General features: G+C 39.7%; 39 protein-coding genes and 1 riboswitch. Of the genes, 28 read left to right on the plus strand and 11 right to left on the minus strand.

Annotated elements, in window-relative coordinates:
- Positions 1-11 precede the first annotated feature (11 nt).
- From tenA to A9500_RS06065, 8 genes are all read right to left on the minus strand, one after another.
- Positions 12-659 (minus strand): thiaminase II, encoded by a 648-nt coding sequence (gene tenA, locus A9500_RS06030; protein WP_065244253.1) that lies wholly within the window; start codon positions 657-659, stop codon positions 12-14.
- A gap of 9 nt (positions 660-668) precedes the next feature.
- Positions 669-1,613, minus strand: a complete 945-nt coding sequence (locus A9500_RS06035; protein WP_065244254.1) for an ABC transporter substrate-binding protein — start codon at positions 1,611-1,613, stop codon at positions 669-671.
- A 25-nt stretch (positions 1,614-1,638) separates the two neighbouring features.
- On the minus strand, positions 1,639-2,376 hold the full coding sequence (locus tag A9500_RS06040) for an ABC transporter permease (protein WP_065244255.1): 738 nt from the start codon (positions 2,374-2,376) through the stop codon (positions 1,639-1,641).
- Entirely contained in the window at positions 2,373-3,098 is a 726-nt protein-coding gene (locus A9500_RS06045) for an ABC transporter ATP-binding protein (protein ID WP_065244256.1), read from the minus strand. The genes A9500_RS06040 and A9500_RS06045 overlap by 4 nt, the downstream gene beginning before the upstream one ends.
- A gap of 74 nt (positions 3,099-3,172) precedes the next feature.
- A riboswitch (TPP riboswitch) is annotated at positions 3,173-3,264 on the minus strand.
- 434 nt (positions 3,265-3,698) lie between these two features.
- Positions 3,699-4,712, minus strand: a complete 1,014-nt coding sequence (locus A9500_RS06050) for a site-specific integrase (RefSeq protein ID WP_065244257.1) — start codon at positions 4,710-4,712, stop codon at positions 3,699-3,701.
- A gap of 2 nt (positions 4,713-4,714) precedes the next feature.
- Positions 4,715-5,269, minus strand: a complete 555-nt coding sequence (locus A9500_RS06055; RefSeq protein WP_065244258.1) for a hypothetical protein — start codon at positions 5,267-5,269, stop codon at positions 4,715-4,717.
- 3 nt (positions 5,270-5,272) lie between these two features.
- Complete coding sequence (locus tag A9500_RS06060) at positions 5,273-6,178, minus strand: BRCT domain-containing protein (protein WP_065244259.1); 906 nt, start codon at positions 6,176-6,178, stop codon at positions 5,273-5,275.
- Positions 6,179-6,760, minus strand: a complete 582-nt coding sequence (locus A9500_RS06065; RefSeq protein WP_143421584.1) for a phage repressor protein CI — start codon at positions 6,758-6,760, stop codon at positions 6,179-6,181. It lies immediately after the preceding gene.
- A gap of 112 nt (positions 6,761-6,872) precedes the next feature.
- Between A9500_RS06065 and A9500_RS06070 the strand changes: the two genes are divergently transcribed.
- From A9500_RS06070 to A9500_RS06130, 14 genes are all read left to right on the plus strand, one after another.
- On the plus strand, positions 6,873-7,085 hold the full coding sequence (locus A9500_RS06070) for a DNA-binding protein (protein ID WP_065244261.1): 213 nt from the start codon (positions 6,873-6,875) through the stop codon (positions 7,083-7,085).
- Positions 7,086-7,142: 57 nt separating this feature from the next.
- Complete coding sequence (locus A9500_RS06075; RefSeq protein ID WP_065244262.1) at positions 7,143-7,559, plus strand: hypothetical protein; 417 nt, start codon at positions 7,143-7,145, stop codon at positions 7,557-7,559.
- An 18-nt stretch (positions 7,560-7,577) separates the two neighbouring features.
- Positions 7,578-7,946 carry a hypothetical protein gene (locus A9500_RS06080; protein ID WP_065244263.1) on the plus strand — a complete coding sequence of 123 codons (369 nt, stop codon included), beginning with the start codon at positions 7,578-7,580 and terminating at the stop codon, positions 7,944-7,946.
- Positions 7,946-8,155 (plus strand): hypothetical protein, encoded by a 210-nt coding sequence (locus tag A9500_RS06085; protein ID WP_065244264.1) that lies wholly within the window; start codon positions 7,946-7,948, stop codon positions 8,153-8,155. The genes A9500_RS06080 and A9500_RS06085 overlap by 1 nt, the downstream gene beginning before the upstream one ends.
- Before the next feature lie 12 nt (positions 8,156-8,167).
- On the plus strand, positions 8,168-8,449 hold the full coding sequence (locus A9500_RS06090) for a hypothetical protein (protein ID WP_065244265.1): 282 nt from the start codon (positions 8,168-8,170) through the stop codon (positions 8,447-8,449).
- 50 nt (positions 8,450-8,499) lie between these two features.
- Entirely contained in the window at positions 8,500-8,760 is a 261-nt protein-coding gene (locus A9500_RS06095) for a hypothetical protein (RefSeq protein ID WP_065244266.1), read from the plus strand.
- A gap of 2 nt (positions 8,761-8,762) precedes the next feature.
- Entirely contained in the window at positions 8,763-11,090 is a 2,328-nt protein-coding gene (locus A9500_RS06100; RefSeq protein WP_065244267.1) for a replication endonuclease, read from the plus strand.
- An 11-nt stretch (positions 11,091-11,101) separates the two neighbouring features.
- A complete protein-coding gene (locus tag A9500_RS06105; protein ID WP_065244268.1) occupies positions 11,102-11,401 on the plus strand; it encodes a hypothetical protein in 300 nt (99 codons plus the stop codon).
- 7 nt (positions 11,402-11,408) lie between these two features.
- Positions 11,409-11,651 carry a hypothetical protein gene (locus A9500_RS06110; RefSeq protein ID WP_065244269.1) on the plus strand — a complete coding sequence of 81 codons (243 nt, stop codon included), beginning with the start codon at positions 11,409-11,411 and terminating at the stop codon, positions 11,649-11,651.
- Positions 11,652-11,664: 13 nt separating this feature from the next.
- Entirely contained in the window at positions 11,665-11,910 is a 246-nt protein-coding gene (locus tag A9500_RS06115) for a hypothetical protein (protein ID WP_065244270.1), read from the plus strand.
- 46 nt (positions 11,911-11,956) lie between these two features.
- A complete protein-coding gene (locus A9500_RS10720; protein WP_179854560.1) occupies positions 11,957-12,130 on the plus strand; it encodes a hypothetical protein in 174 nt (57 codons plus the stop codon).
- 2 nt (positions 12,131-12,132) lie between these two features.
- A complete protein-coding gene (locus A9500_RS06120) occupies positions 12,133-12,651 on the plus strand; it encodes a phage N-6-adenine-methyltransferase (RefSeq protein WP_065244271.1) in 519 nt (172 codons plus the stop codon).
- Positions 12,652-12,730: 79 nt separating this feature from the next.
- Entirely contained in the window at positions 12,731-12,910 is a 180-nt protein-coding gene (locus A9500_RS06125; protein WP_065244272.1) for a type II toxin-antitoxin system HicA family toxin, read from the plus strand.
- A gap of 63 nt (positions 12,911-12,973) precedes the next feature.
- Positions 12,974-13,381: a type II toxin-antitoxin system HicB family antitoxin gene (locus A9500_RS06130; RefSeq protein ID WP_065244273.1), complete on the plus strand. Its 408-nt coding sequence runs from the start codon at positions 12,974-12,976 to the stop codon at positions 13,379-13,381.
- Positions 13,382-13,399: 18 nt separating this feature from the next.
- Here the strand turns inward: A9500_RS06130 and A9500_RS10510 are convergent, their stop codons facing one another.
- From A9500_RS10510 to A9500_RS06140, 3 genes are all read right to left on the minus strand, one after another.
- Positions 13,400-13,672 carry an ogr/Delta-like zinc finger family protein gene (locus A9500_RS10510; RefSeq protein ID WP_083180369.1) on the minus strand — a complete coding sequence of 91 codons (273 nt, stop codon included), beginning with the start codon at positions 13,670-13,672 and terminating at the stop codon, positions 13,400-13,402.
- A 79-nt stretch (positions 13,673-13,751) separates the two neighbouring features.
- Positions 13,752-14,789 carry a phage portal protein gene (locus A9500_RS06135; RefSeq protein WP_065244274.1) on the minus strand — a complete coding sequence of 346 codons (1,038 nt, stop codon included), beginning with the start codon at positions 14,787-14,789 and terminating at the stop codon, positions 13,752-13,754.
- Positions 14,779-16,602 carry a terminase ATPase subunit family protein gene (locus tag A9500_RS06140; protein ID WP_065244275.1) on the minus strand — a complete coding sequence of 608 codons (1,824 nt, stop codon included), beginning with the start codon at positions 16,600-16,602 and terminating at the stop codon, positions 14,779-14,781. The genes A9500_RS06135 and A9500_RS06140 overlap by 11 nt, the downstream gene beginning before the upstream one ends.
- 203 nt (positions 16,603-16,805) lie before the next feature.
- Here A9500_RS06140 and A9500_RS06145 point away from each other — a divergent pair, with 203 nt between their 5' ends.
- From A9500_RS06145 to A9500_RS10725, 14 genes are all read left to right on the plus strand, one after another.
- Positions 16,806-17,666: a GPO family capsid scaffolding protein gene (locus tag A9500_RS06145; RefSeq protein WP_065244400.1), complete on the plus strand. Its 861-nt coding sequence runs from the start codon at positions 16,806-16,808 to the stop codon at positions 17,664-17,666.
- Between the two features lie 3 nt (positions 17,667-17,669).
- Positions 17,670-18,686 carry a phage major capsid protein, P2 family gene (locus tag A9500_RS06150; RefSeq protein ID WP_065244276.1) on the plus strand — a complete coding sequence of 339 codons (1,017 nt, stop codon included), beginning with the start codon at positions 17,670-17,672 and terminating at the stop codon, positions 18,684-18,686.
- Between the two features lie 12 nt (positions 18,687-18,698).
- The gene (locus A9500_RS06155) at positions 18,699-19,544 is read left to right on the plus strand and encodes a terminase endonuclease subunit (RefSeq protein WP_065244277.1); all 846 of its coding nucleotides are present in this window, start codon (positions 18,699-18,701) and stop codon (positions 19,542-19,544) included.
- Positions 19,537-19,989 (plus strand): head completion/stabilization protein, encoded by a 453-nt coding sequence (locus A9500_RS06160; protein WP_065244278.1) that lies wholly within the window; start codon positions 19,537-19,539, stop codon positions 19,987-19,989. Before A9500_RS06155 ends, A9500_RS06160 begins: the two co-directional genes overlap by 8 nt.
- Positions 19,977-20,477: a phage tail protein gene (locus A9500_RS06165; protein WP_065244279.1), complete on the plus strand. Its 501-nt coding sequence runs from the start codon at positions 19,977-19,979 to the stop codon at positions 20,475-20,477. Before A9500_RS06160 ends, A9500_RS06165 begins: the two co-directional genes overlap by 13 nt.
- Positions 20,455-21,138 (plus strand): hypothetical protein, encoded by a 684-nt coding sequence (locus A9500_RS06170; protein WP_065244280.1) that lies wholly within the window; start codon positions 20,455-20,457, stop codon positions 21,136-21,138. The genes A9500_RS06165 and A9500_RS06170 overlap by 23 nt, the downstream gene beginning before the upstream one ends.
- Positions 21,139-21,152: 14 nt before the next feature.
- A complete protein-coding gene (locus tag A9500_RS06175) occupies positions 21,153-22,283 on the plus strand; it encodes a DUF2586 domain-containing protein (protein ID WP_065244281.1) in 1,131 nt (376 codons plus the stop codon).
- 3 nt (positions 22,284-22,286) lie between these two features.
- Complete coding sequence (locus A9500_RS06180) at positions 22,287-22,739, plus strand: DUF2597 family protein (RefSeq protein WP_049355444.1); 453 nt, start codon at positions 22,287-22,289, stop codon at positions 22,737-22,739.
- 90 nt (positions 22,740-22,829) lie between these two features.
- Positions 22,830-23,063: an HP1 family phage holin gene (locus tag A9500_RS06185; protein ID WP_049355445.1), complete on the plus strand. Its 234-nt coding sequence runs from the start codon at positions 22,830-22,832 to the stop codon at positions 23,061-23,063.
- Complete coding sequence (locus A9500_RS06190; protein ID WP_065244282.1) at positions 23,056-23,616, plus strand: lysozyme; 561 nt, start codon at positions 23,056-23,058, stop codon at positions 23,614-23,616. The genes A9500_RS06185 and A9500_RS06190 overlap by 8 nt, the downstream gene beginning before the upstream one ends.
- Positions 23,601-23,948 (plus strand): hypothetical protein, encoded by a 348-nt coding sequence (locus tag A9500_RS06195; RefSeq protein WP_065244283.1) that lies wholly within the window; start codon positions 23,601-23,603, stop codon positions 23,946-23,948. Before A9500_RS06190 ends, A9500_RS06195 begins: the two co-directional genes overlap by 16 nt.
- Positions 23,908-24,138 (plus strand): Rz1-like lysis system protein LysC, encoded by a 231-nt coding sequence (lysC, locus tag A9500_RS10995; protein ID WP_373554055.1) that lies wholly within the window; start codon positions 23,908-23,910, stop codon positions 24,136-24,138. The genes A9500_RS06195 and lysC overlap by 41 nt, the downstream gene beginning before the upstream one ends.
- Positions 24,139-24,140: 2 nt before the next feature.
- Positions 24,141-24,449: a putative phage tail assembly chaperone gene (locus tag A9500_RS06200; protein WP_065244401.1), complete on the plus strand. Its 309-nt coding sequence runs from the start codon at positions 24,141-24,143 to the stop codon at positions 24,447-24,449.
- Between the two features lie 8 nt (positions 24,450-24,457).
- A complete protein-coding gene (locus A9500_RS10725; protein ID WP_158004197.1) occupies positions 24,458-24,628 on the plus strand; it encodes a hypothetical protein in 171 nt (56 codons plus the stop codon).
- Positions 24,629-24,630 lie beyond the last annotated feature (2 nt).

Raw genomic sequence — 24,630 nt, forward strand, 5'->3', positions numbered from 1 at the left:
TACTTTCATTTTTATGCTAAATCTAATCCCATTTGCCAAAATCCGATTTCCATTCGGGTAGCCGTAGTAAAAATTTGTTGGATATAAGCGAATTGGGAATAATCAAGTGGCTCACAAAGTGCGGTAAGAAAATCAACCGTTTCTTGTGCTGCTTGTTGATATTCAGTGGAAGAATATGCATCAATCCACGCTTGATAAGGATTGTTTGATAGCTTTGGATAATTTTCTGTAATGTAACCTGCTACTTGAGCATAACCTAAAGCACAAGGCGTCACGGCTGCATATAGCTCTGGTAAGCCGCCCGTTATTCCACAATCAAGCAGGTAACGTGTATAGGAAATACATGCTGAACTTTCTGGAGTTTCTAATATTTCCTGCTCACTAATTTCCCATTGACGGCAGTAATCCAAATGTAATTGGATTTCTTGGCAAAGAATGTCGAGCGTTTTACGTGGCATTTCCATCTCAGTGAAATTTTTTGCCTTGAAGACGCCCAAGGCAAAAGCACGGCTGTAATGGAAAAGATAGATGTAATCTTGCTTTAAGTAGTGCTGAAAACAAGCTTTGGGCAAGGTGCCTTTTGCGAGTTGTTGCACAAATTCATGCTCAACATATTGCTTCCAATAAGGTTGCGCTTGCTGAATGAGTTGTTCAATCATCATTTTCCCTTACTGTAATTCGATGGCATAGTCTTTCAATTCAAGTGCTTTTGGAATCAAGCCTTTTTGATGCATAAATTCCGCCATTTGTTGATAACGTTTGGCATCCAATTGACGGGGTTTCGTTGCTAATAAAGGTAGGGTATCTTTCCACGCTAATTGATTTAATTCTGTATTGAGTTCTTTTGGCTTATAGTTCGTAAAAGCTTGCCATGCTTCATCTGGATGGCTTTGTAGATAGGTTGTGGCTTGTTCAAGTGCGGTCAAAAAATCGGAAATTTTTTTAGATGCAAGATTGTTTTTGTTAGCCACTAAAATCAATTCATCATAAACCGGCACGCCATATTGTTCTGGGAAAAATGCTAGGCCTTCTTGTTTTTCTAAATGAATCTGATTCAGTTCGAAATTACGAAATGCTCCGATGACCGCATCGACTTGTCCTGTTAAAAGAGAAGGGGAAAGTGACCAATTCACATTCACCAATTTTACGTCTTGGTTGTTGAGCCCGATGGCGTGGAGCATGGTATCGAGTAATACATCCTCAAAGCCACTGACTGAATAGCCTACTTTTTTCCCTTTCAGATCGGCAAGCGTTTTGATGTTGCTATTTTTAAGCACCACAACGCTATTTAATGGGCTGGAAATCAGAGAGCCAACACGCACTAAAGGTAATCCTTCAGCAACTTGTTGATAAAGTTGAGGTTGATAATTAATGGCTAAATCCACTTTTCCAGCGGCAACTAATTTAGGCGGTAGCGATGGATCAGCCGGTTCGATAATGTCGACGTCTAAGTTATTTTTTTCAAAAAAGCCTTTTTGTTGCGCCACAATGATTGCGGCGTGATCAGGGTTTACATACCAATCAAGCATTAAGCTGATTTTCTCTTTTGCCAAGCTGGAAAAGCTGGCAGTGAATCCCATTAAAAGACTGAAATAACATATGATTTTCTTCATTTTTGTCTCCTTGTGTCATGAAGTGTTAAACGTGCCAAATAAAACGGCGTAGTAGCCAATCGATGCTGAAATATAAACAAAGTGAAATCGCGACTAAGATCAGCAACGCAGCGAACATTAAATCCACCTGCATACGAGCGTTGGCGTGGATCATTAAATAGCCAAGCCCTTCTGATGAACCCACCCATTCTCCGATTACAGCGCCAATTGGGGCGACTGAAACGGCAATACGAAACCCCGATGCAAATGCAGGCAATGCAGCAGGTAATCGCACTTTAAGTAATAAACGCAAAGGGGATGGTTTTAACGTTTTGGCGAGGTCGAGCCAAGCTTGAGGTGTATTGCGTAAGCCATCGTAACAAGCTGCGGTTACAGGAAAATAGATAATGAGAATAGCCATAACAATTTTTGATGGCATTCCATAACCTAGCCAAAGTACGAGTATCGGAGCGATAGCAAAAACAGGAATTGCTTGAGAAATTACTAAAATTGGTAACAGTAAGGACGATGTTTTAGGTGAAAAAGAGAGTAACAGGGCTGATGACAATCCGAAAATAAAACCCAGTAGCAGCCCTAAGCCAATTTCAATTAAGGTGATTTGTGTATGTTGCCAAAGTAGTTCTGAATGAGAAGTTAATTGCAGCCATACAGCTTGCGGAGGAGGAAATATGTAATGGGGAAAATCACCAAATACGCCAATAAGTTGCCAAAGACCAAGCAATATAATTCCAATAAAGAGCGGTTTAAGAAGGCTAAGTTTCATCTTTTTCCCTCTAATAACTCGTTCAATAATTGCTGCTGGAGCATCCACAAATTTTCTTGGTTAAGTTCTCGTGGTGCTTTACCTTCAGGTTTTATGACATCAGATAATGCTGGCTGATTAGGCTGCGGTGAGCGTAATACAAAAATACGCTGGCTTAAGCGTAATGCTTCTTGAGGATCATGTGTAACCAATAACACTGATTTATCTTTTAATAGTTCATAAGCCAAGTTTTGTAATTGGTAACGACTAATCGCATCAAGGGCAGAGAAGGGCTCGTCAAGTAAAACTAAATCAGCATTTTGCATTAAAACTCGTGCTAGGGCGACGCGTTGTTTTTGTCCTCCAGATAATTGATAACAGTTTTTATGAAGATGTTCTGACATGCCTACTTGTTCAAGTAGTGCTTTTGCTTGAAGAGTTGTTTTTGCAGATTTATTCCCGAATAGTACGTTTTCTAATTGGACGTTATCAATAATTGAAAGCCAGGGATAAAGAGTATCTTTTTGTGGTAGCCATGCCACTCGAATATTAGGATGAAAGATGATATTACCTTGAATCCTCCCTTGTATTTCAAGCCCTGCAATTAATCTTAAAAGCGTTGATTTACCTACACCAGAGCAGCCAAGTAGACTCACCCACTCATTAGGCAAAAGCGTTAAGTCAAGGTGTTTAAATAGTACCTGCTTAGCAAAAGCAAGACTAAGATCCTGAATATGCACCATAGTATTAACCTTACTGATTAATAACTAAAGGCTTTGAGAAAAAAGAATTGAAAATAGATATGAAGAATGAAAAGTATTTTGGCATATTAGTTTCCTACGTCAGTGCTAACTGTTTCAGGTTCACGGGTATCATCTCAGCCACTTTGTGGCACCCCGACTAAATTTGGATAGATTCTATATCTCAATTCAGAATAAAACAAGAACAAAATTGTATTAACTGCAGTTTCGGTTTCTCTTTAGTTTTGTGAAAGTTACTTAACTGGTGAGAGTGAAAGAAGATAAAACAGATTAGAAGAATGAGAGAAAACAATAATTTCCAATATAACAATAATTAAAAGTTAAAGTTAAGTATTGGACTAGGTACTGATTATTGGTTTGGAATTAGATGGTGCCCGAAGCCAGACTTGAACTGGCACGCCTCGAAAGGCGAGGGATTTTAAATCCCATAATAAGCTTTGTGAAAACAATAACTTAATTGATTTTCAACGTGTTAAGATAGTAAATAAAAGTATATAAAGGCAAATATAAAACATTGTCGCCAGTTGATCGCCACTAAAAATAAGGAAAAGTACAAGGGATTTTTTAAAAAACAATCCCTTTTTACTGTGCAGGATTAGAAAGCGGATTGAATTTGACCGCACTTTCTAAATGCGATGGGGCGAAATGTGCATAACGCATTGTCATTTCGATAGTTGAATGTCCGAGGATTTCTTTCAACACTAAAATATTCCCACCGTTCATCATAAAATGGCTGGCGAAAGTATGGCGCAAAACGTGGGTTAGTTGCCCTTTGGGTAATTCAATTTCGGCACGTAAAACCGCATTTTCAAAGGATTCGTAAGCATCATTGAATAATCTGCCACGCTTTTTCGGTAGCATATCGAACAATTCTTTACTGATAGGCACAGTGCGGTTTTTCTTTGATTTTGTGTTCGTGAAGGTGATTTTATATGGCATAACTTGTGATTGGGTCAGCGTTTCAGCTTCACTCCAACGTGCACCAGTTGCTAGGCAAATTCGGACAATTAGGCCCAAATCAGGATTGCGAGAGTTATCGCACTCAACTAATAAGCGATAAATATCACGCTCATACAAAAAAGCTAGTTCCGTATCCCGTTCTTTGAACAAGCGCACACCATCAAGGGGATTCTCAGCCGTCCACTTACGCAATGATTTCAGTTCGTTAAACACTGCTCGCAAGTAGGCGTGTTCACGGTTTACTGTGGATTCTTTCGGGGGCTTGTTTTTGTTTGCGGAAAACTCACCATCAAGGCGGCGTTTGCGGTAGTCGGCAAAAATTTCTGCATTAAATTCATTGGCAGGCGGATCGCCTAAGTTCGCGCACAAGTTCTTTAGTTTGGCTAAACGAGCCTCACCGTCCGACAACGTTTTACCGTGCACATCAAACCATTCCTGCACATAAAAACTTAACGCAGGCAAATCGCTTGATTCTAAAACTTGTACAGAATCAACCGCACTTGTCGTTTGTTCTTTGGCTTGATTGTAAAAACGTAGCGCATCGCCTTTAGTTAAAAACCATTTGCGTGATCGCTTGCCGTTTACATAAACTTCCGCAAGCCATTTCCCATTTTTTGTGTCTTTACGAACTGCCATTACTATAATTTGAAGTTTTTTATTAGATTATTTGATTCATCAAAAACAGATTGAATTAATTTATCTACAGATTTTTTATCATCTAATTCATGAGATAGTATTTTGTATGCAGTTATGTTTACCAGTCTGCCATATAAGAGTTCATTCTTCTTTAATAAATCAGCTAATTCATCATTCTTATTAATAACTAAAGAATCAATTTCTAAATCTATATTCATCTGCATTAACTGACTTGCATACCTGTCACATATTTCCAAAAAATTTATACCAAGCCTAATTTCATAACGTAACGAAAGTACCTTTTGGTTTAATTTTTTTAACGACTCTAATAATTTTACTTCTAGATCAAAAATCTTCTGTTTCTTCCATGAATCAAAACCTAGGCAAGCTAGAATGATGGCCACAATAGAACATAAAGAAGATATAAAAGATGGGTTAGCAACACAAAAAGCAACACATGCAACAGAAAACGCCATCACAAATGGATAAACCAATAACCACAATAAAAAATCTTTTATGGGAGATTTTGATTCTTCTTCGAAAAATCGCTTTATCATTTATTATTTAACCCACTGTGATTCAGAAATAATTTTAACTTTATGATTGCGTTCTGCTTGATATTCTTTTGCAATCATAATTTTTTTGCCGTAACTTTGTTGCAACCAATCACGAGAATTAAACATTCCAACAATCAAATAATCTAAATCAAGGCGAAAATCATCGATAACGGTTGCACCTTGAGAAATCGCTAATTCAGAGCATTTCTTTCTTGAACCGTATTTGAATTTTCCGGTTAGTTGCACTACCTTTCCATTCAAATTTAGTTCATCAACTAAATCAAAGAATGATTCGCCCAACGCCATGCCATCGGCATTGCCTTCAGTGTCAGAACCACAAAAATCAACCAACAACCTTTTCAATCTTTCAAAGCCATTTGATGATAGGTTTTCAACATCGTTTTCTTCAAAAAATGAATAGAATTTACTTATAATTGGATCATCTTGTAAAAACGCATTTTCATCTAACCAATCAGCCAAACAACGAACTTCTTCAATAGCAATATGACCATCGGCAATTAATCCTTTGCATAAGCCTTGAAATTCATTTGTAATGATAATTGAACTATTCTTATTTACATCACGAACAGTGCAATCAGCAATAGCTTTATCCAGTTGTTCACCGATCTTATCTTGTAAATGCTCAAGTGCGGTTAATAATTCATCTAGGATTTTGCCTTGTGGTTCACCATCGGGGAAAGATAAAAATATTTGAGTAAATTTGCGAGCTTCGTTATAGATTTCGAGGGAAAGGGGATCAAGATAAACAGATGATTCAATCTCTAATAACCAAGTGTCTAAAAATAAGGCTTCGTCTTTGTTCATCGTTAAATCACAATAAAAACCCTCAATCATGCCATACAGAACAGTTAAGAATTTTATATTCGTTCTTTTGTAATTGGTCATCATTTAGACTTTCTCCATCTTCAAAATCACCTTCCCCACCACATCAATATCACTTAATTCACATTCAAAACTGAACTTGCCTCCGTCCACACGGATTTTTCCTGCAGGTAGCACGGTGATATAACGGATAAGATGGGAGTTTTCGACGATGACGAAGTATTCGCCATCCACTAAATTGCCGTAATCGCTAGTCGCAAAGTAGGTGTGATTGTCTTCTAAAATACAAAACACTTTGTCATAACTTTCACGGCTGTCTAAATTCGGTAAGTAAGGCAAAAGAAAGGGTTTATTTTCCATTATGAAAGATTTTCCGCTTTCTAGTTTTATTGTATGAAAATATTTCAGGTCTTCCGAATTATCGAAAATCGGCTCATTTCCATAGGCCACATAATCCAATCTTGCCCCTGTTTCTTTCACGCAACGAATGACTAATTCCGCAGGAAAAAAACTACGAGAAACCCAAGTGCTAAACGTGCTGGGCGAGATCCCGAGGTGTTCGCCTAAATCTTTTCTTTTTGCAAATCCATATGCTTTTTGAATGCGGTCAATGACATCCTTTCCGCCAATCAATTCTAATTTATTCATAAAATGAGCCATAAATTCATATTGACATTCTCAAATGAGCCATAATATTATAATTACGCAAATGAGCCATAAATCAATATATACCAATATTTAACAAGGGGAAGTTTAAGCAATGAACAGCCAAAATGCAATTTGTATAAATGTACAGATCCACGCGCCTTACGTCACATTAAAGAAATATGCCGAGCTTACCGGGCTTTCGTTAGACAAAGTGCGAAAGATGAGAGCGTCAGGCGAACTGCCTATTGCAGATAAAAAAGCGGAAAGGGGGTCAGTATTAGTGAATTTAATCGCGATTGCCAAACAAGCGGCGAAACAAGAATAAAAAACCGCACAAAAGTGCGGTTAGTTTCCAGAAGATTTTAGTTATAAGGGGAAGACAATGACTAAAACATCAACCTTTAAATTCTTTGTTCAAGAGAAAGTCGAAAGTGGAGAAATTTCCATTGAACGAATCAAAGAAATCACTGCTGTAATTAATCAACCTAATCCCGTTTCGCCAAACGCTCAACAAACGGAACAAGCACATCAAGCAATTCGGGCGATTTTTGAGACGTTGAATCAATCAGCATGTGAAGTTCGTTCTCCACATCATCAAGCAAATCAGGGTGGCGAGAAAGTCCACGCAACAAGCAACCCATCACACGTTCTTGAAGTGCCAGTTGTAAATGTTGCTGATGAATTTGTGCTTGCATATCTTGAAGAGTTTTTTGCATCTGATCGTTCATCTTCTGAAATCCTTAAATTAAGTGATCGTTTATTTATTTTAGGGAAAGCATACAACAAATCAGGTAAATAAAAAAGCGAGGGCGCGGCAATGTATGTATCTGAAAACGAAAGTGCGGTAGAAAAATGGCACCGAGAAAATGGCATTCCTATGTCGAAAGCAAGAAATAGCGAAGAAACTTTGCATGAAATGGGCTTGAGTAAATATCCCACTGAACGTGCTTTTAATCATCTTTCCGATGAGCAAAAAGGCATGTTAAAAGCGTTAGCAGATATTGAACCCTTTGAAGATTACATCTCGCCCGATCTGACTGGCGATAAGTTATGGCATTACAACGAAAAAGGCATTGATAAATTAACCAAAGCCTTTCACGCCATGTCAGCACTTCGTACGCCTTTTCCGCGCGCTTTAACGCGTCGTGATTTTTACAATATCGACCCACATACAAGGGGGCAATAATGGAAAATAAACTAAATCAACCAAGTACAGAAAATTGCCTAAGTGCCGCACGAAAATGGCGAAATAAATATTGGGCTTATCGCACAAAATGGGAGTTATTTAAAAGACAACAAAATGAAGTTGCCGCCAGTGCCATCTATCACAAGATGGTGATCGCATTAGATAACGTAGGGTATTTAACCAAGAAAGCTGAAGAGTTGGCTCATTAAGGAGATTTTATTATGCAAGAACATTTTATCGAATTATCAAATCGCTACAGCATTAAGTTAAGCGAAACAGAGAAGTACATTATTTACAAAATTGAACTACAAGAAAATGGCACTTATGAACGAGTAGGCGGGAAAGTTTGTAAAGACTTATTCGCGGTGGTTGATACGCTCATTCTTTGTGAATTGATGGGTGATGATATAAATGCGCTATCTGATGTCGCTAAAAAATTAAAAGAAATCTACGCCGAAGTAAAACGTATCACTGAAATTCAAGAAACTTATGCGCAGGCATAAACCCTTTTTTATCTATATCTATTAATTTAATTCATACAAAATAAATATTTATGACTGAATTTAATCTAGAGCAAGCATTACAAGGTGCGCCAGTCCGTCTTAACAACGGTTTTAAAGCTTATATTTTTGCGGATGTGAGCTTGCTTGCTATTAATGAACCATACCCACTGATTGGCGGATATGCCTATTCGATCAGTTCATTTTACGACAATCAAGAACATCAACGATTTGAAGAATGCCGTTGGGCAAAAGACGGCAAATGTGATCGTTTAAGCGCATTAGGGTCGATTGCTGGGATGTGGGAAGATTAGCTATGCAATCAATGTGGGAACAGCAACGTGATAACACCGTCAGTGCCAAAAATGCACACATGGCGGCGGTTGCCTGTGAACGCCATCAAGCGGCAGAGAATGGGCATAAATTTGACCGCTCTTTTCTGCCTTTTGACGAAAGCTGTTACACACCACTGCAGTTGGAGTTGTTTGCCACTAATCCAGCTGATTTTGAGTTCATCGAAAATAAACTTAAAAGCTTACCACGCCAACGTCAGCGAGAATATTTCCGTAAACTTTACATTAAAGCCTATCGTTCTGTAAAAGACGATGGGTCAATTGCATTTGCCCTCGGCAATAAACAACGTCGATACGCCAATGATTATTTACGCGATATCTTAGATGTGCGTTTACAAAAAGTCTTTTCACAATACAACGTGAACGTCGATTTTTTGCAAGCGTTCATCAACACGCCGCAATGGTTGCTGTCCGTTAAAGATGAAATGCAACAAGCCGTGCAGTTCTCCACCGTGCCAACACGTGAAGAGCTAGCAAAACACTACAATGAGTTGCATTACAGCGGATTCCGTTTTCAAGTATTTGGCATCCAACAAAAGCAGAAGCAGCTACCTTTCTACTTAATCACCGAAAGTAAGTTGAAAGCAATGGCATACCAAATCGCCACAGCGTTCACTCAATTCCAATTTGATTGCACCCACTTTTTAAAAAATGGCATTGAAAACGACAACGAGAGCGATATTCAAGGCTATTTCTATCAGCTCTATAAATGGTGTGGTGAAATTGCCCTTTCTGCCGGTTTCAAAATTCCTCACTGGGAAAAAATCGAAAATGACAAACGCATCAAAGCCGAACGCATTGATAGCACTTTAATTCGCCTTACGTGCGAAAAATGGTGGTTTAAGCAAATGCGAGACGTACAAAAACGTATGGTCGAGCATATCGCTATTGCCTGTGGCGAGGTGCGCGCCAATGCCGCCAGTTATATTTCCAATCAAAGTTTCCAGGAATGGCAACTCCAGCAACGCAAGAATCACGATTACTTGCGCGCCATGATTATTGAAAACATCGACAACCCAGAAGAACAGGTCGAGCTTTTCGATATGTTCTTAAAATCATCCTCCAACCCCGCATTACGCCGAAATGAAATGATGGTGCGCTTGCGTGGCTTGGAAGAATGGGCAGAAGAAAACAACAATGAAGCCTTATTTTTGACGCTTACTGCGCCATCATCATTCCACGCAGGAAACGGCAATAAAAAATGGTCGGGCGTCAATCCACGAGATACGCAAAACTATTTAAACAAAGTGTGGCAACAGTTCCGTGCGTTATTGTCGAAACGTAATATTAAATTTTACGGTATGCGAGTGGCAGAGCCGCACAAAGACGGCACACCACACTGGCATGCGTTATTTTATGTTCAAGCAGAACATAAAGAGGAAGTCATCCGCTTATTTAAACAAAAAGCCCTAGAGTTAGACGGCAATGAGAAAGGCGCAGCAGAACACCGTTGCAAGGTGGAAGAATGCGATAAAACAAAAGGTAGCGCAACGGCTTACATTGCAAAATACATTGCGAAAAATATTGACGGTTTCGCCCTTGCAGGCGAAGTCTCAGATGAAGACCCAACACTAAGCCTACACGACAACGCATTGCGCGTTCGTGCATGGGCGAGCCGTTGGAACATTCGTCAGTTCCAATTCTACGGGGGCGCATCAATTTCTGTTTGGCGTGAATTGCGCCGATTAATCAGCGGTCAAGCAGATGATGAAATTATCAATAAAGCCCAAGCAGCCGCAGGCATCGCGAATGACTATGCGGCATATATGGAAATTCAAGGTGGTGCGCTTGCTAAACGTACTGATCAACCTATCAAGCTCGATTATGAAACTAAACCTGCTAATAAATATGGCGAACAACGCAAAGCCATTATTGGTTTAGCAAATAGATTCAGCTTAAAACAAGTCATTTCACGCACCAAAAAATGGCAAATTAAAAAACGCCCACAAGATTTTGCACAACGCGCAGAATCTATGGTTGAGCGTAGCTCAACCGCTAACAATAGCGCACGCAGTGCGCCTTGGACTTGTGTCAGTAACTGTAACCGCTCAATTATTGAGCAGAAGATCAAGTTACTGACACAATCGATCTGCGCACCACTTAGCGCACAAAAATTAGACTATTTATTCAAGTACAAACGGCTAATCATAGATAAATATACAGCCATAGAACTCACCGAAAATGATGTGCAGTTAGTGAAACGGAATCAAAACATGATGACGTCGCTTTCCCCTGTGCCAAGAAACCTTCAAAAGCTCAAAGATTTTCATAAAAGCCAACGTATTCAATAGGAGAAAACGCAATGAATAAAAGAAAACAGAAACAAATCCGCCGAATCTTAGCGGCAAAACGCACGGAAAAGTGCGGTCAAATTAATGCGGAATTGCAAGAAACTATCGAATATTTAGAAAAACGCGTTCACTTATTAAGAGCGAAACTATCTATTCAGAGAATTAATTTAAAAGCCTATGTTTTAGAACAAGCGATTAATATCAAGCGCCAAATCGTAACCGAACGATTCGGCAATGTATTGTTAGGGCTTGCCAGTGGAATGATTGGTGGGATTATTGGGATGTTTATGTGGGTGTTGTGTATCCTTTAGGAGATGTATGAATTACAGAATTTGTAAAGAACAACCTAAAGAATGGGATGGGGAACATTATTTTACATGTGAACATTCGCTTAATAGCCGTTCAAAAATCTATTTTTTAATGCATTGTAATATATTAAAGAAAATGCCAGATGGAAGACTAAAAATTAAAGTATTTGGTTATCGCTGGTCACATCCAAACGGCGAAAAAATTAGATATGTGGATAATTTGAGGGTTGTGAAAGCAAGTGAATATACATAGGGTTTAAATAATCATGAAAAAATCAATGATACTTTTTGCAATATTAGTGGCTTTTCCTTGTTTGGCAGAAAAATATATTGTGCCGTTTTCTGGTGGCATTTTTGGCAAACATTCGAATTATCCAGATGTAATAATCAATGAAATATGTATTCACAATGTTGGTTATTTAGTCACAGATAACGGTCATGTCGTTGTGGCAGTGGATAAAAATAATAATCCGCTTGTTTGTGAAATTAAAGACAAGTCAAAGGAAAAATAAAATGAACAAATCTAACACCAAAAAATCAGATATTGAGGATTAAAAAATGGAAAAAGAAATTACAGACAAAGAAAGACTTGATTTTATTGAGAAATATTGGTTTCAGGTTCGTGATGGCGGTGTTGAATTTTGCTTTAACGAAATGTGGTTTACCGATGGGCATAGCCTAAGAGATGCTATAGATAAAGAGATAAAAGATATAAAAAAATATAGAGACTAAAAATGAATAAATCCAACACCAAAAAATCAGATAAAGACTTATGGGCCACACCTTGGTGGGTATTTCATTATGCAGAACAATATTTCAACATCAAATTTGATCTAGATGCTTGCGCCATGGAACACAACACCAAAGTGAAAAACTTTATCAGCCCAGAACAAGACACGCTAACAGCAGATTGGCAAGGACGTTATTGTTGGATGAATCCGCCTTATAGTAACCCGTTGCCGTTTGTGTTGCGCGCCATCCAGCAAAGCGTGTTACATAACAAGACGGTGGTAATGTTGCTTAATGTAGATGGTTCGACAAAATGGTTTGATATGTGTGTACGCAACGCAAAAGAAATCGTGTATATCACTAATTCACGAATCCCTTTCATCAACAACGAAACTGGCGAAGAAACAGACCAAAATAACAAGCCACAAATGCTTGTACTATTTGAGCCCAAAGCCCCTTACGGCAGTTTGAAGTCGTCTTATGTTTCATTGCATACGATGAAAGAATTAAATAATAAAAAATAACCCGTATAACTCTAAAAAACTTGAAAATTAAAGATTGAGGAGTTATAATAACTCCGTAAGTTAATAAGAAAGAGGGTAAATGAATAGTGCAAAAATAATTAAACAAATTGAGGATGACGGTTGGTATCTTGTAAATGTTGTCGGTAGTCACCATCAATTTAAGCATCCAACAAAGAAAGGACGAGTTACAGTTCCACATCCCAAAAAGGATTTACCAATAAAAACGGTAAAATCAATATTAAAGCAAGCGGGGATTTAAAAATCCCCCTTTATTGAAACTATTTTTGATTATTCAATTTTTTATAATAAGTAAGGAAAGATTATGTTATACCCAATCGGAATAGAAATGGGCGATGAAAATCACGCATACGGTGTGGTTGTGCCTGATGTACCAGGCTGTTTTTCAGCGGGTGATACATTAGAAGAAGCATTCATCAACGCAAAAGAGGCAATTGCTTTCCATATTGAAGGCATGTTAGAAGATGGAGAGGAAATCCCACAGCCAACATCATTACAAGAGCACGTTAAAAATCCAGAGTATGAAGGCTTTACGTTTAGTTTTGTGGATGTAGATTTAACGCATCTAATGGGGAAAGCCGAAAAAATCAATGTAACCTTGCCTAGTCTTCTAATTAAACGCATTGATAGCTTTGTAGCTACGCATCCAGAATATAAAAACAGAAGCAACTTTTTGGCACAGATTGCCACAAATAAGTTACTTGCTGCATAAAAATAAAAGCCGCTATTTCTAGCGGCTTTTTTCATCATCTAATATCTTTCTCAAATTGGCTTTTTCTTCGTCCGATAATTTACCCAAAACAAGCTCAAGCAATTTGTCTTTTGTCAGCTTACTGGCGCGTGTGGTATGCCCAAATTCCATATTCATGACAAAACGATGACCGCACAGGGGATTCTTGCATGCACAATAATATCGAGTAAATTCACTGTGTATGCGTTCAGATCTTTCAATTACTGATTTTGAATTGCAAACAGTGCAGTAAATATCTGTTGTTCTTGCCATTTTCCCCAAAGCCATCACAAAAATAACTGCAAATAATTATATCAATGAATGGCTTTTTGTACAGGTTAAAAACAAAGATTTATTTTGCGAAATTTTGTTCGCGGAACTTAATTTTTAATAAGTTTTTGATTTCTGGATCTTGATTTATTGTTTCTGCAATAATCTCTTGTAATGGCATTACTTCATCATAGTGATACACTTCACGATATTTCAAGGGGTCGCCTAATCCTGCCGTATTTGTTGGGATAATGCCGCTTAAACCTGCAGGGAATCGGTGTGCGGTTAGCACATCTTGTGCTGAGATGTTTTTGATATTCGCAAATTCATCTTTTGTCCCAGTGTCGCCAATAGGAATCACTTTTAACCCGTCAGGATGACCGCCAGCAATATTCACAAACATGGAACGGAAGTTTCCAACTCCCTTAGATTCACTGATCTTTCTTGCGATCTCTTCTTCCATTTCTTCGGTTAAGTCGGGATCCGTGGAGTACAAAATAAAGCCCATATGCGCACCATTGCTGAAATAGCGGCGTCGGAATACAGTCGCATCAGAATTTAGCAATGCCGATTGAATACCGCCTACATAATCGGGCGATCCATAGACTTGTTGCATGGGATCGTAAAGTTTAATAAAAATAATATCTCTAGCATCATAGCGATAGATTTCTTGTGCTGTATCATAAAGCGATTTTTTCATTAAATAGGAATAGCCGCCATCTTTACGCACGCGTAAATAAAGGCTAGATAACGGCACAAGACGCACCACTTGCCCAAACCCATTACGCACTTTTAAAAGCCCCACATCACCAAACTGAATTAAGTTAAGGCAAAGTGCGCGCATATCCATACGAGATAATGCTTTACCACCTTCGTAGAGGGCGCTCACCATATTGGCACGACTATGCAGAATCCCACCATGTTGTGCATTTTGATGAGGTAGTTTAGCCAGTGCATGACGATTCACTGGGGGTAAATAGCAGTTATAATTTTCATCAAAGCCAATACCGACATAATCCAATGCTGGCGAGGCTGTGATCTCACTCAAGGAAAAAGTGCGGTCATTTATCGGTGCAATAAAAATCCCTTTTTTACTGTCTTTTTTTACATTAGTTTCCACTTAATACACTCCATCCACGACGTTTGCGCGGTTTATCACTTAAAGATTTTTTATTAATAGCATTACAAATTGCAAAAAACACATCGGCATGTTGTGTTTTGACTGTACGTTCAGCAGTGAACGTCATCGTATTGCCAGATTTGGTTGATTGGTGTTTAATCATTAAAAAGCTCGGTACAATATCTAATTCGCTTTCGCTCCACTCAATTTGCCCATGCTCAACTAAATCATGCACTTTCAGCACCATACCTGTTTTACTTTCGGGGTTGTAAATAATGGCAGTGGCGGCACGGCGGGCAAATTCTTTCACTAATTCATAAACTCCATAACCGACACCCGTCGCATCTATGCCGATGTAGGTCATATTGTATTTTTCATAAAGGGCGCGAATTTGATTAGCTTGATAGACATAGGAAAGTCCATTCCATTGATAGCGTTCAAGCAGACGATATTTTTCACCGGGTAACGCAGGCGGGGCAATAATTACAAAACTAGCCCCATCGCCACTGTGTGCGGGGTCGAATCCGCCCCAAACTTCACGATCACCAAAAGGGCGATCCGCTTTCGGATTAAAGTCTTTCCATTTCGAAATATCTACACCACATTTTAAAAGTTGATGAATGGTGAAAATAGAATCTGCATCATCAATCCAAACGCACATATAAAGCTGATTGAAGGCATATTTGCTATAGCGTTGTTTCAGTTTATCAATATTAAATAACGTATCGGCACCGCCTTTTAGTGCATCTTCAATCGTCACCACATAACGCCACTGACCATCGGGGCAAAGTCGCCCACCGTCGCGCAATTCTGTAAAGGTCGGGAATGGAATGTTTTTGCGTTTAGGGTCTCCATCTCGCCAGTTGTCGCCACTCCAGAACGAATAAGATTCGTGGAATTTTGAAGACGGTGTGCTGAAATAGGTTTCGCGCCATTTCGCGTGTGTTGCCATCGCAGAGGCCACATCATTGAATTGTTGGAAATCTCGAATCCATGCGTATTCATCGCCGTACACGTGACCACTGTTACCTTGTGACGTGTTTTTGTTGGTCGATAAAAAATGCAGTTCAGCACCATTGCTTAAAATAATCGGGTTGCCGGTTAGCTCAACGGCGAAATATTCGCGCGCCATTTTTACAATATAATTTTTGAAAATTTCCGCTTGTCGTTTACTTGCCGACAAGAATATTTGATTGTCACCGCTAAAAATCGCATCTTCTAATGCCTCAAAACTGAAATAATAGGTCGCCCCAATTTGGCGCGATTTCAGAATATTGCGCACATCATTGTGCTTGTTAGCACGAATATGTTTTTGATAATCAAACAACGAATCAATAAAAGGCTGGCACATTTCGGGGGTGACGTGGGAAATATCATTTTTAACCCGTTTTTTCTTCTTGCGTTCATCGCCGTCACCACTATCAGCAAAGGCGCGCTCATTGCCAGAAACGTCCGCAGAATTGACCGCACTTTTTGCTGTCACTTTAGCTACCGTTGCGGCACGTTGCTTTTTATACTGAATATCTTTATCGATCAGGGCTTCTAGTTCTTTTATTTCCTGAACGCTTTTATTTTCACGCTCTGTCAGCGTGATAATTCGCAACGCGATTAATTCTTCAATCCCGCTTTCGCTGATTAAATTGCGCCAGTTGTATTTTTCCGCCCAATAGTAAATCGGGCGTGTGCTATTTAAACCTAATTCTTCAGCGATCTCTTTCGGCGTGTATTTTTTTAAATACAAAAACTTTGCCGCATAAATCACTTCGTCATCGTAGCGTTTTGTTTTTCTTTTTCTTAGCTTGGATTCCGTCATCTTTTATCTTGCTGTTGTTTTGTTGGACGTATTGTGGCAACAAAAACAGCAAAAATTTAATGGCAACATTTGGATATGTTCGGATAGGAGTTATTTCAGTCCTATATCCGAATATATCCAAGTTTTGATCCGTGATTTTGAAAAAAAGATCGGCAAAAATGGCGGCACTTACGCAAACAAAGCGAAACACAGGCATTTCTAAAATGAACAAATCAAAACTAAAAACTGATTTTATTTGTATCGCCACATCGGGCTACACCGTGGACGGTCGCCAAATCACCGCCCAAGAGTTGCACGAAATGGCAGAAACCTACGACCCAGAACATTACACTGCGAATCTATGGCCAGAACATCGTCGTTGGTTCAATATGGGGCAGGTCATTGAGCTAAAAGCCGAAGAAAACGAAAAAGGCGAAACTCAACTTTTTGCCATCATCGCACCCAATAAAGAATTAATCGAATACAACCGTGCAGGACAATACTTATTCACCAGTATTGAAATTACCCCGAATTTCCGCAACAGCGGAAAAGCCTACTTATCAGGTTTAGGTGTAACAGATTCCCCGGCATCCGTAGGTACCACAGAATTAAAATTTTTCAATGTTGAACAAAAAGGCAGTGTTTGCGGTGAATTTATCAAAGTAGATTTTTCTGCAAAAGAAGATGTTGAAGAAGAAAAGGCATTACGCACCTTAGCGAATGTTTTTAAAAAGTTATTTTCATCTTCCACCCAAACGGAAGAACAACCAACTCCCAATAACAACAATAATAAAGAGGACGATGCAATGAACGATAAACAGTTCGAGCAACTAATTGATGCGGTGAATGGTTTAGGCACAAAAATTGACAATCATTTTTCAGTCAAACCTGAAACCAAAGAACCGGAAAACAAACCAGAAGAAAAGAAAGATGAACAGCCGCAAAGCGTAACAGCAGAGCAGTTCAATCAACTTTTAACAACGGTTCAGGCGTTGGATAAAAAATTCAACGAATTAAGCCAAGAACAAACCGAAGTGCCAAATGGCACACCAGTGGAAACTAAAACATTTAATGTGGCGGTGTAAACAATGAAATTAGAAACAGAAAAAGTATTTAAGCAGTTTTTACAAGATGTTGCTGGTTATTACGGTGCAGACGTAACCCGTTTAGAAAATGGTCAGTCTTTTGCGATTGAAACGCCAAAAGAAACCCACTTACTAGGCAACATCCAAAAACAAGCGGACTTCTTGAAAAAAATTAACTACGTGCAAGTAGATGATGCAAAAGGCCAATTAATCTTTGGTGCAACAGAGGGCATTATTACTGGTCGCAAAGAAAACGCACGTCATTATGGTAGTGTTGATCCATCAGGCTATGGCTATGAATGCGTTGAAACAGATTCTGGCGTATTGATCCCTTGGGCTCGCGTAGATCAATGGGGGCATCTTGCGCCACAATTCGCGCAAATGTGGGCGGATTATGTGCAACGCCAAATCGCGCTTGATGAAATCATGATTGGTTTTTATGGCGAAAGCGTGGGTAAAACGACAAAAGACCCACAAGGCAAAGATGTAAACAAAGGTTGGATGCAGTTTGCCCGCGAAAACAAACCTACCCAAGTTTTAACTAAGGGTAAAGTTGATGGTGTAATCCGCATTTTTGGTGAAAATGCAGATTATAAAAATTTAGATGAATTAGCCTACGATTTAAAACAAGGGTTGCACGAACGTCATCGTGATGCGGGGGATCTAGTATTCTTGGTTGGTGCAGATTTAGTGGCTAAAGAGGCTAGCGTAGTCTATCGCGGTAACAGCTTGATCGCGACAGAAAAAGCTGCACTCACCACCCACGATCTGATGAAAACCTTCGGCGGTATGCCAGCAATGATTGTACCTAATATGCCAGGTCGCGCAGCGATTGTGACAAGTTTAGATAACTTATCCATTTACACGCAAAAAGGTTCAATTCGTCGTAGTTTCCGTGATGATCAAGATTCAAAAGCGATTAAAGATAGCTATTACCGCAATCAGGCTTACGCCGTGGAAGACTTAGGCAAATTCGCCGCAATCGAATTTAAAAACGTGAAATTAGATACCGAAGAATAGGAACTAATCCAAATGGGAATGCGAGATTTTCAACGCCAAATGCAGGCATTAGCAGACATTAATCAAGTATCAGGGAGCAATACACAACAAAGTGCGGTTACGACTCACGGTAATGATTATGCCGTGCTTGAAATCGCCTTACAAAATGATGTGAACGCAGTACGCGCATTCCCGACACGTGCCGAAAAATTAGACTATAAACGCAACCGATTTTTGCCAAAGTGGTTGCCGTTTGTGAATGAATATTTAGATAAAGGGGCAATTTATCAGAATGATTACTTGGTTTATTGCATTGTGTATTTGTTTGACATTGCTGATTTTGACCGAGCCTTGTCACTGGCTGAAAAAGCAATTCAGCAAAATCAATCTATGCCACAAGGGTGGCAAACCACATTGCCAAACTTTGTCGCAGACCAAATTTACAACTGGACAGATAAAACCGCCGCAGCGGGTCAATCCGTGGAGCCATATTTTACACAAACTTTTAAAAACGTGGCGACTCTGTGGAAGTTGCACGAAATTGTCACGGCGAAGTGGCTCAAATTAGCGGCGGCACTGCTTTTACGCAGTTCACAAGGCAAAGTACAAGCCAGTGGCATTGATGATGCCGAAACACTTGTGCTGGCTATTCAATTATGTAACCGCGCTTTCCAACTCAATCAGAAAGCTGGTGTAAAAAATATGATTGAGCGTTGTGTCATGCGTTTAAACGCATTGGCAAAATCGGGCGATTACGACCCGAACAGTCTTCCCCAAGTGGCGGGCTTGAGTTTGGAAAAACAGCAAATTGATTTTGATCTTGTTATTGAAAAACTTACCGCCCGCCCACTCCAAAATAACGAGGAAGGCAATGTTTAACGGCAGAACACAAGATTACGATGATACAGTCATCACCAATAACGGCTTTTGGTCGGATATTTATGTTGAAGAGTTTCAAAAGCAACGCGCCATTCCATTACAAATTCCTGTGGAAATGGTGAAAACGGCACTCATTGCCGCCATGCAAGGCGTTAATTTAGATCTTGCCGAGGTTGAAGAAAATCACCGTAAAAGTGCGGTCAATTCTGTGCAAGAAATTTCAACACAGTGGATTAATGGCGAAAATTATGCCGAAACCTTGTACAAAAAAGCGGTATTTGCCCGCGCCAAAGCGGAGTTACTCCCAGAATTTAACACCCTTTCAGGACGTGAAATTCACCAAAACCGCGAATACGTGGCCGAGCAAAAAAGCCTATTGGCAGAAGCAACCCACGCTATCCGCACATTGAAAGGTAAAAAGCGGGGATCGGTATGGCTGCTGTAAAGAAAATGCTGTATCAGCAACTGACGGAGTTTTTACTCACAAAATTGCCGAAACGTTATCACGGGAATTTTTACAGCTGGATTGAAGACGGCAAATTATTGAATGAAGGGCGACAAGTGACCGAAAACGGCATTGAAGTCTGTCATCTTTCTTATAACGGTATCTTTCACTTTGAAGCCTTACCATTTAATGAAATTTCTCCCGCTTATTTAATGGCGCATATTCAAGTGTGGGTAAACGAAAACGATCCAATGCGTGATGTATTGGATGAAAGTGAAATCCCATTTGATTTAGACATTATCGACGATAACACGGCAGATTTAATCTTTACTATCGCTTTCCGTGAGCCACTGACAGCAATGGAAGATAGCGAGGGCGAATTAAAAATTGATGGTGTGAATTATCGTTTAGATGAAATTGAAGTTTTCACGGCCGAAGAAATTGACGTTGTCGTAAGGGTTGAACATGAATATCCGAATGGGGATTGATAAAGAAGACTTAAAGAAGTTCTTGAAAGATCTTGAAATCATCAGTTTGCCCGATAAGAAAAAACGTGAAATTTTAATCCGCTCTTTGCAAATGATTAAACGCCAAGCAGTGAAAAGTGCGGCAAACCAACGTAACCCAATGGGCGGAAGTTGGAAGAAACGAAAAAACGGCACAGCAAAAATGCTACGCCGAATTGCAAAGTTAGCCAATAGTAAAGCAGAAAAAGCACAAGGCGCATTGTTTTATAAACAAAAACGAACAGGCGAAATTGCGCAAGAACACCAAGAAGGAATTCCGCACTTATTTAAAAAAACGGAATTTACTGGCAAAAATAAAGGTGGCATAGGGGCAGACCCTTGCACCCTTCGCCAAGCAAAGAAATTAAAAGATTTAGGTTATACCGTGGCAAACGGTAAAACAAAAAACGGCAAGGCCAAACGCCGCAAGCCGACATTAAGCGAAATCCGCAGCACCTTATCACGTGCGAAAGCCAGTTTGATTATTCGTAAACTGGAAGAAAAGAACGGTATGAATCCAAGTAGACATTTAACGCAATGGATAATTCCAACGGAAAAACGCTCATTCTTAGATACACGTGAAGAAGAAAACGCCAAGATTATCCTGGCGGAAATTCAAAAATATACTCAAAAACAACAATAAGAGGACAGTAAAGAATGTTCCCATCTGTACAAATTAACGCCCTTAATCAGTTAAGTGGCGAAACCAAGGAAATTGAACGTCACGCATTATTTGTTGGCGTAGGCACCGTTAATCCAGGAAAGTTATTGGCATTAACGCCCGATTCTGATTTTGACAAAGTATTTGGCGAAACCGATACCGACTTAAAAAAACAAGTGCGTGCGGCCATGCTTAATGCTGGGCAAAACTGGTTCGCACACGTGTATATCGCACAAGAAGACGGCTATGACTTTGTCGAATGTGTGAAAAAAGCCAATCAAACCGCCTCTTTTGAATATTGTGTCAATACCAGATATTTAGGCGTAGATAAAGCAAGTATTGGGAAATTGCAAGAATGCTACGTAGAACTACTTGCTAAATTCGGTCGTCGTACTTTCTTTATCCAGGCTGTACAAGGTATTAATCATGATCAATCTGATGGCGAAACATGGGATCAATATGTGCAGAAACTTACCACTTTGCAACAAACCATTGTCGCCGATCACGTTTGCCTTGTGCCTTTACTATTCGGCAATGAGGCGGGCGTATTGGCAGGGCGATTGGCAAATCGTGCCGTGACGGTGGCAGATAGCCCTGCACGGGTACAAACAGGCGCGTTAGTGAGCCTAGGCAGTGCCGAAAAACCGTTAGACAAAGATGGCAATGAGCTTACCCTTGCGCATTTAAAATCACTTGAAACTGCACGTTATTCTGTGCCGATGTGGTATCCAGACTATGACGGTTACTACTGGGCGGACGGTCGCACATTAGACGTGGAAGGCGGCGATTATCAAGTGATCGAAAACGTCCGAGTAGTGGATAAAGTCGCGCGTAAAGTACGTTTATTGGCTATCACAAAAATTGCTGACCGCTCTTTTAACTCCACAACATCAAGTACCGCATATCACCAAGGATATTTTGCCAAACCGATGCGCGATATGAGCAAATCTGCGACCATCAACGGCAAGGATTTTCCTGGCGAATGTATGCCACCAAAAGATGATGCCATCACGATTGTGTGGCAAAGCAAAACCAAGGTGACGATTTACATCAAAGTGCGCCCTTACGATTGCCCGAAAGATATTACGGCAAACATTTTCTTAGATTTAGAAACCTTAGGAGATTAATAAATGGAACGAATCAGCGGAATGAGTTTTGATTTCTACATGATGGGCTTTCCGATCCACGTGGAATCAGTGAATCTATCCATTAGTGATAATAGTGCTGTGGCTTTAACCCGTGGTATTCCTGATGGTTGGGTAAGCGGTGATGTAGCTGCAGAAGGTGAAATTGAGCTCGATTCAAAAAACTTTCAAAAATTATCACAGGCTGCAGCAAGTGCAGGCAGTTATCGTAGCTTGCCGGAAGTAGATTTTACCTTCTTCGCGATGCGAGGCGGTGTGCGCGACAAAGTGGAAACCTACGGTAACAAAATTATTTTAACTGACGTGCTAAACATCGACCCCAAAGGCGGTGCGAAAAGCACAAAAAAATTGAAATATTTTGTCACAAGCCCGGATTTCGTGCGCATTAATGGTGTGCCTTATTTATCCGACGAAGATACACGTGATCTTATCGGTTAACCGAATTTAGGTGCTGGCCGTTCTGACGTACAACAATTATAAAAAAGCAAGTGCGGTCAGTTTCCTAAATGCTTTAAGGTGATTTTTATTATGAATAACAGAATGGATAGTACTCAGCCTTTTGTTGCATCTATCGTTGCTTTTGTATCAGGACTTACATTGAATGAGTGGGCAGCAATATTCGGTATTTTATTTGGTGCGGCTTCGGTTTGGATTGCTTACCGAAAATACAAAGAAGACGTGCAAGCACGTAAAGATGAATTAGCCTACAAAATGTTGGCGGCGAAAATTGAGGCGAAAAAATTAGGAATTAGTGATGAGTAAAAAATTTGGTGCAATGATTTTATGTTCTGCGGCGGCTGTTGCTACTGCTTTTTTTGCTCAACAAAAAGATTTATCGGAAGAATTACAAAACAAAGTCAGCCCACAAGCCGTTTACATGATTGTTAATTTGGAAGGCTGTGTGCGCAATCCATATAAATGCCCTGCCGATGTATGGACTAATGGTGTTGGAAATACACATAACGTGGATAAAACCAAGATTTTAACTATTGATGAAGTGGCAGCTGATTTACGCCAAAACATTAAAGAGGCAGAAAACTGCATTAATGCTGATTTTAATGGGCGCAAGATGAATCAAGGGCAATATGATGCCATGGTGTCTTTAGCCTTTAATTTAGGCTGTAGCAATATCAAGCGGTATTACAGTAAAAAACATGGTATGACATTACCTACAACGATTTATCGTGCGGCAAAAGCGCAAGACTGGTCATTAATGTGTAATCACATTTCTGATTTCAACAAATCGGGCGGTCGAGTATTAAAAGGCTTACAAATGCGCCGCACAAAAGAAAAGGCAATTTGTCTGGGGGAATAATGCATTTTAAATTATTGTTTATTGGTGCATTTTTTATTGTGTTTGTTGGTTGTATTGGATCGACACTGCACTATAAAAAACAGGCAGAAACCACCGCACTTTTATTAAAACAAAGTGAACAAACTATCGAACAAAATAAAGTGATGTTGCAACGTTACGAAATGCAAAATGCAGAATTAACAGCGCAACTCAATCAAGCTAACAAAAAAGCCGAACAACGCCGGCAACAACTAAAGGACGTGCTAAACAATGCAGAAAATAAAATTTGGACTTATGGCCGCGTGCCTGATGATGTTGCTGGCGTGCTCAACCACAGAGCCACAAGTAAATAATTTACAGCTAATTTGCCCACAAACAACCGAATGTAGACCGTTAAACGTAAACATTCGCACCAATGGAGATTTGGCAGATAGTTTAAATCAGGCGTTAGACCGCCTTGAAATATGCACCACGGCTTACACAGCGATGAACAAGTGCATCACAGATTTCAACAACCAAAACAGAAACCAAAAGGGAAACTAAAAATGGAAAAAAACAACGCCCAAACTTTGTTAAATAAACTTACTGGCAATCTTAAAGACTCAGTCAAAGTCAATGTCGAAGGGTTTGAATTTACGTTTGTCCGCGACAATAGCGCATATGATCAAATGATGAATGACATTACGACTGACAATAAAGTGACCCCAATCAAAGATTATCTACTTACAATTGTGGCTCGTGAGCAAAAAGAAGATTTATTAGCAATTATTAATGTTCCGGGTCTTGCGGGGTTACTTGCAGGAAAAGTGAATGAGGTATTAGTACCGAAAATTAATATTACGGTAAAAAACTAGCCTCGCGTGTGGATAGCATAGAGCGCAATGGCTTATCGCAAGCTATTGCGCTACGAATGCACTATTTACCACACGCAGATAACAGCGACTACAATCTAGCGCGCGCAATGTGGTTACATAAACAGTATTTCGAACAACAGGCAAATGCCGTGGCAAGCGGTATAGCCAAGGTATTTTAGGA

This window comes from Haemophilus sp. CCUG 60358 (assembly GCF_001679485.1).
Lineage (GTDB): Bacteria > Pseudomonadota > Gammaproteobacteria > Enterobacterales > Pasteurellaceae > Haemophilus_D.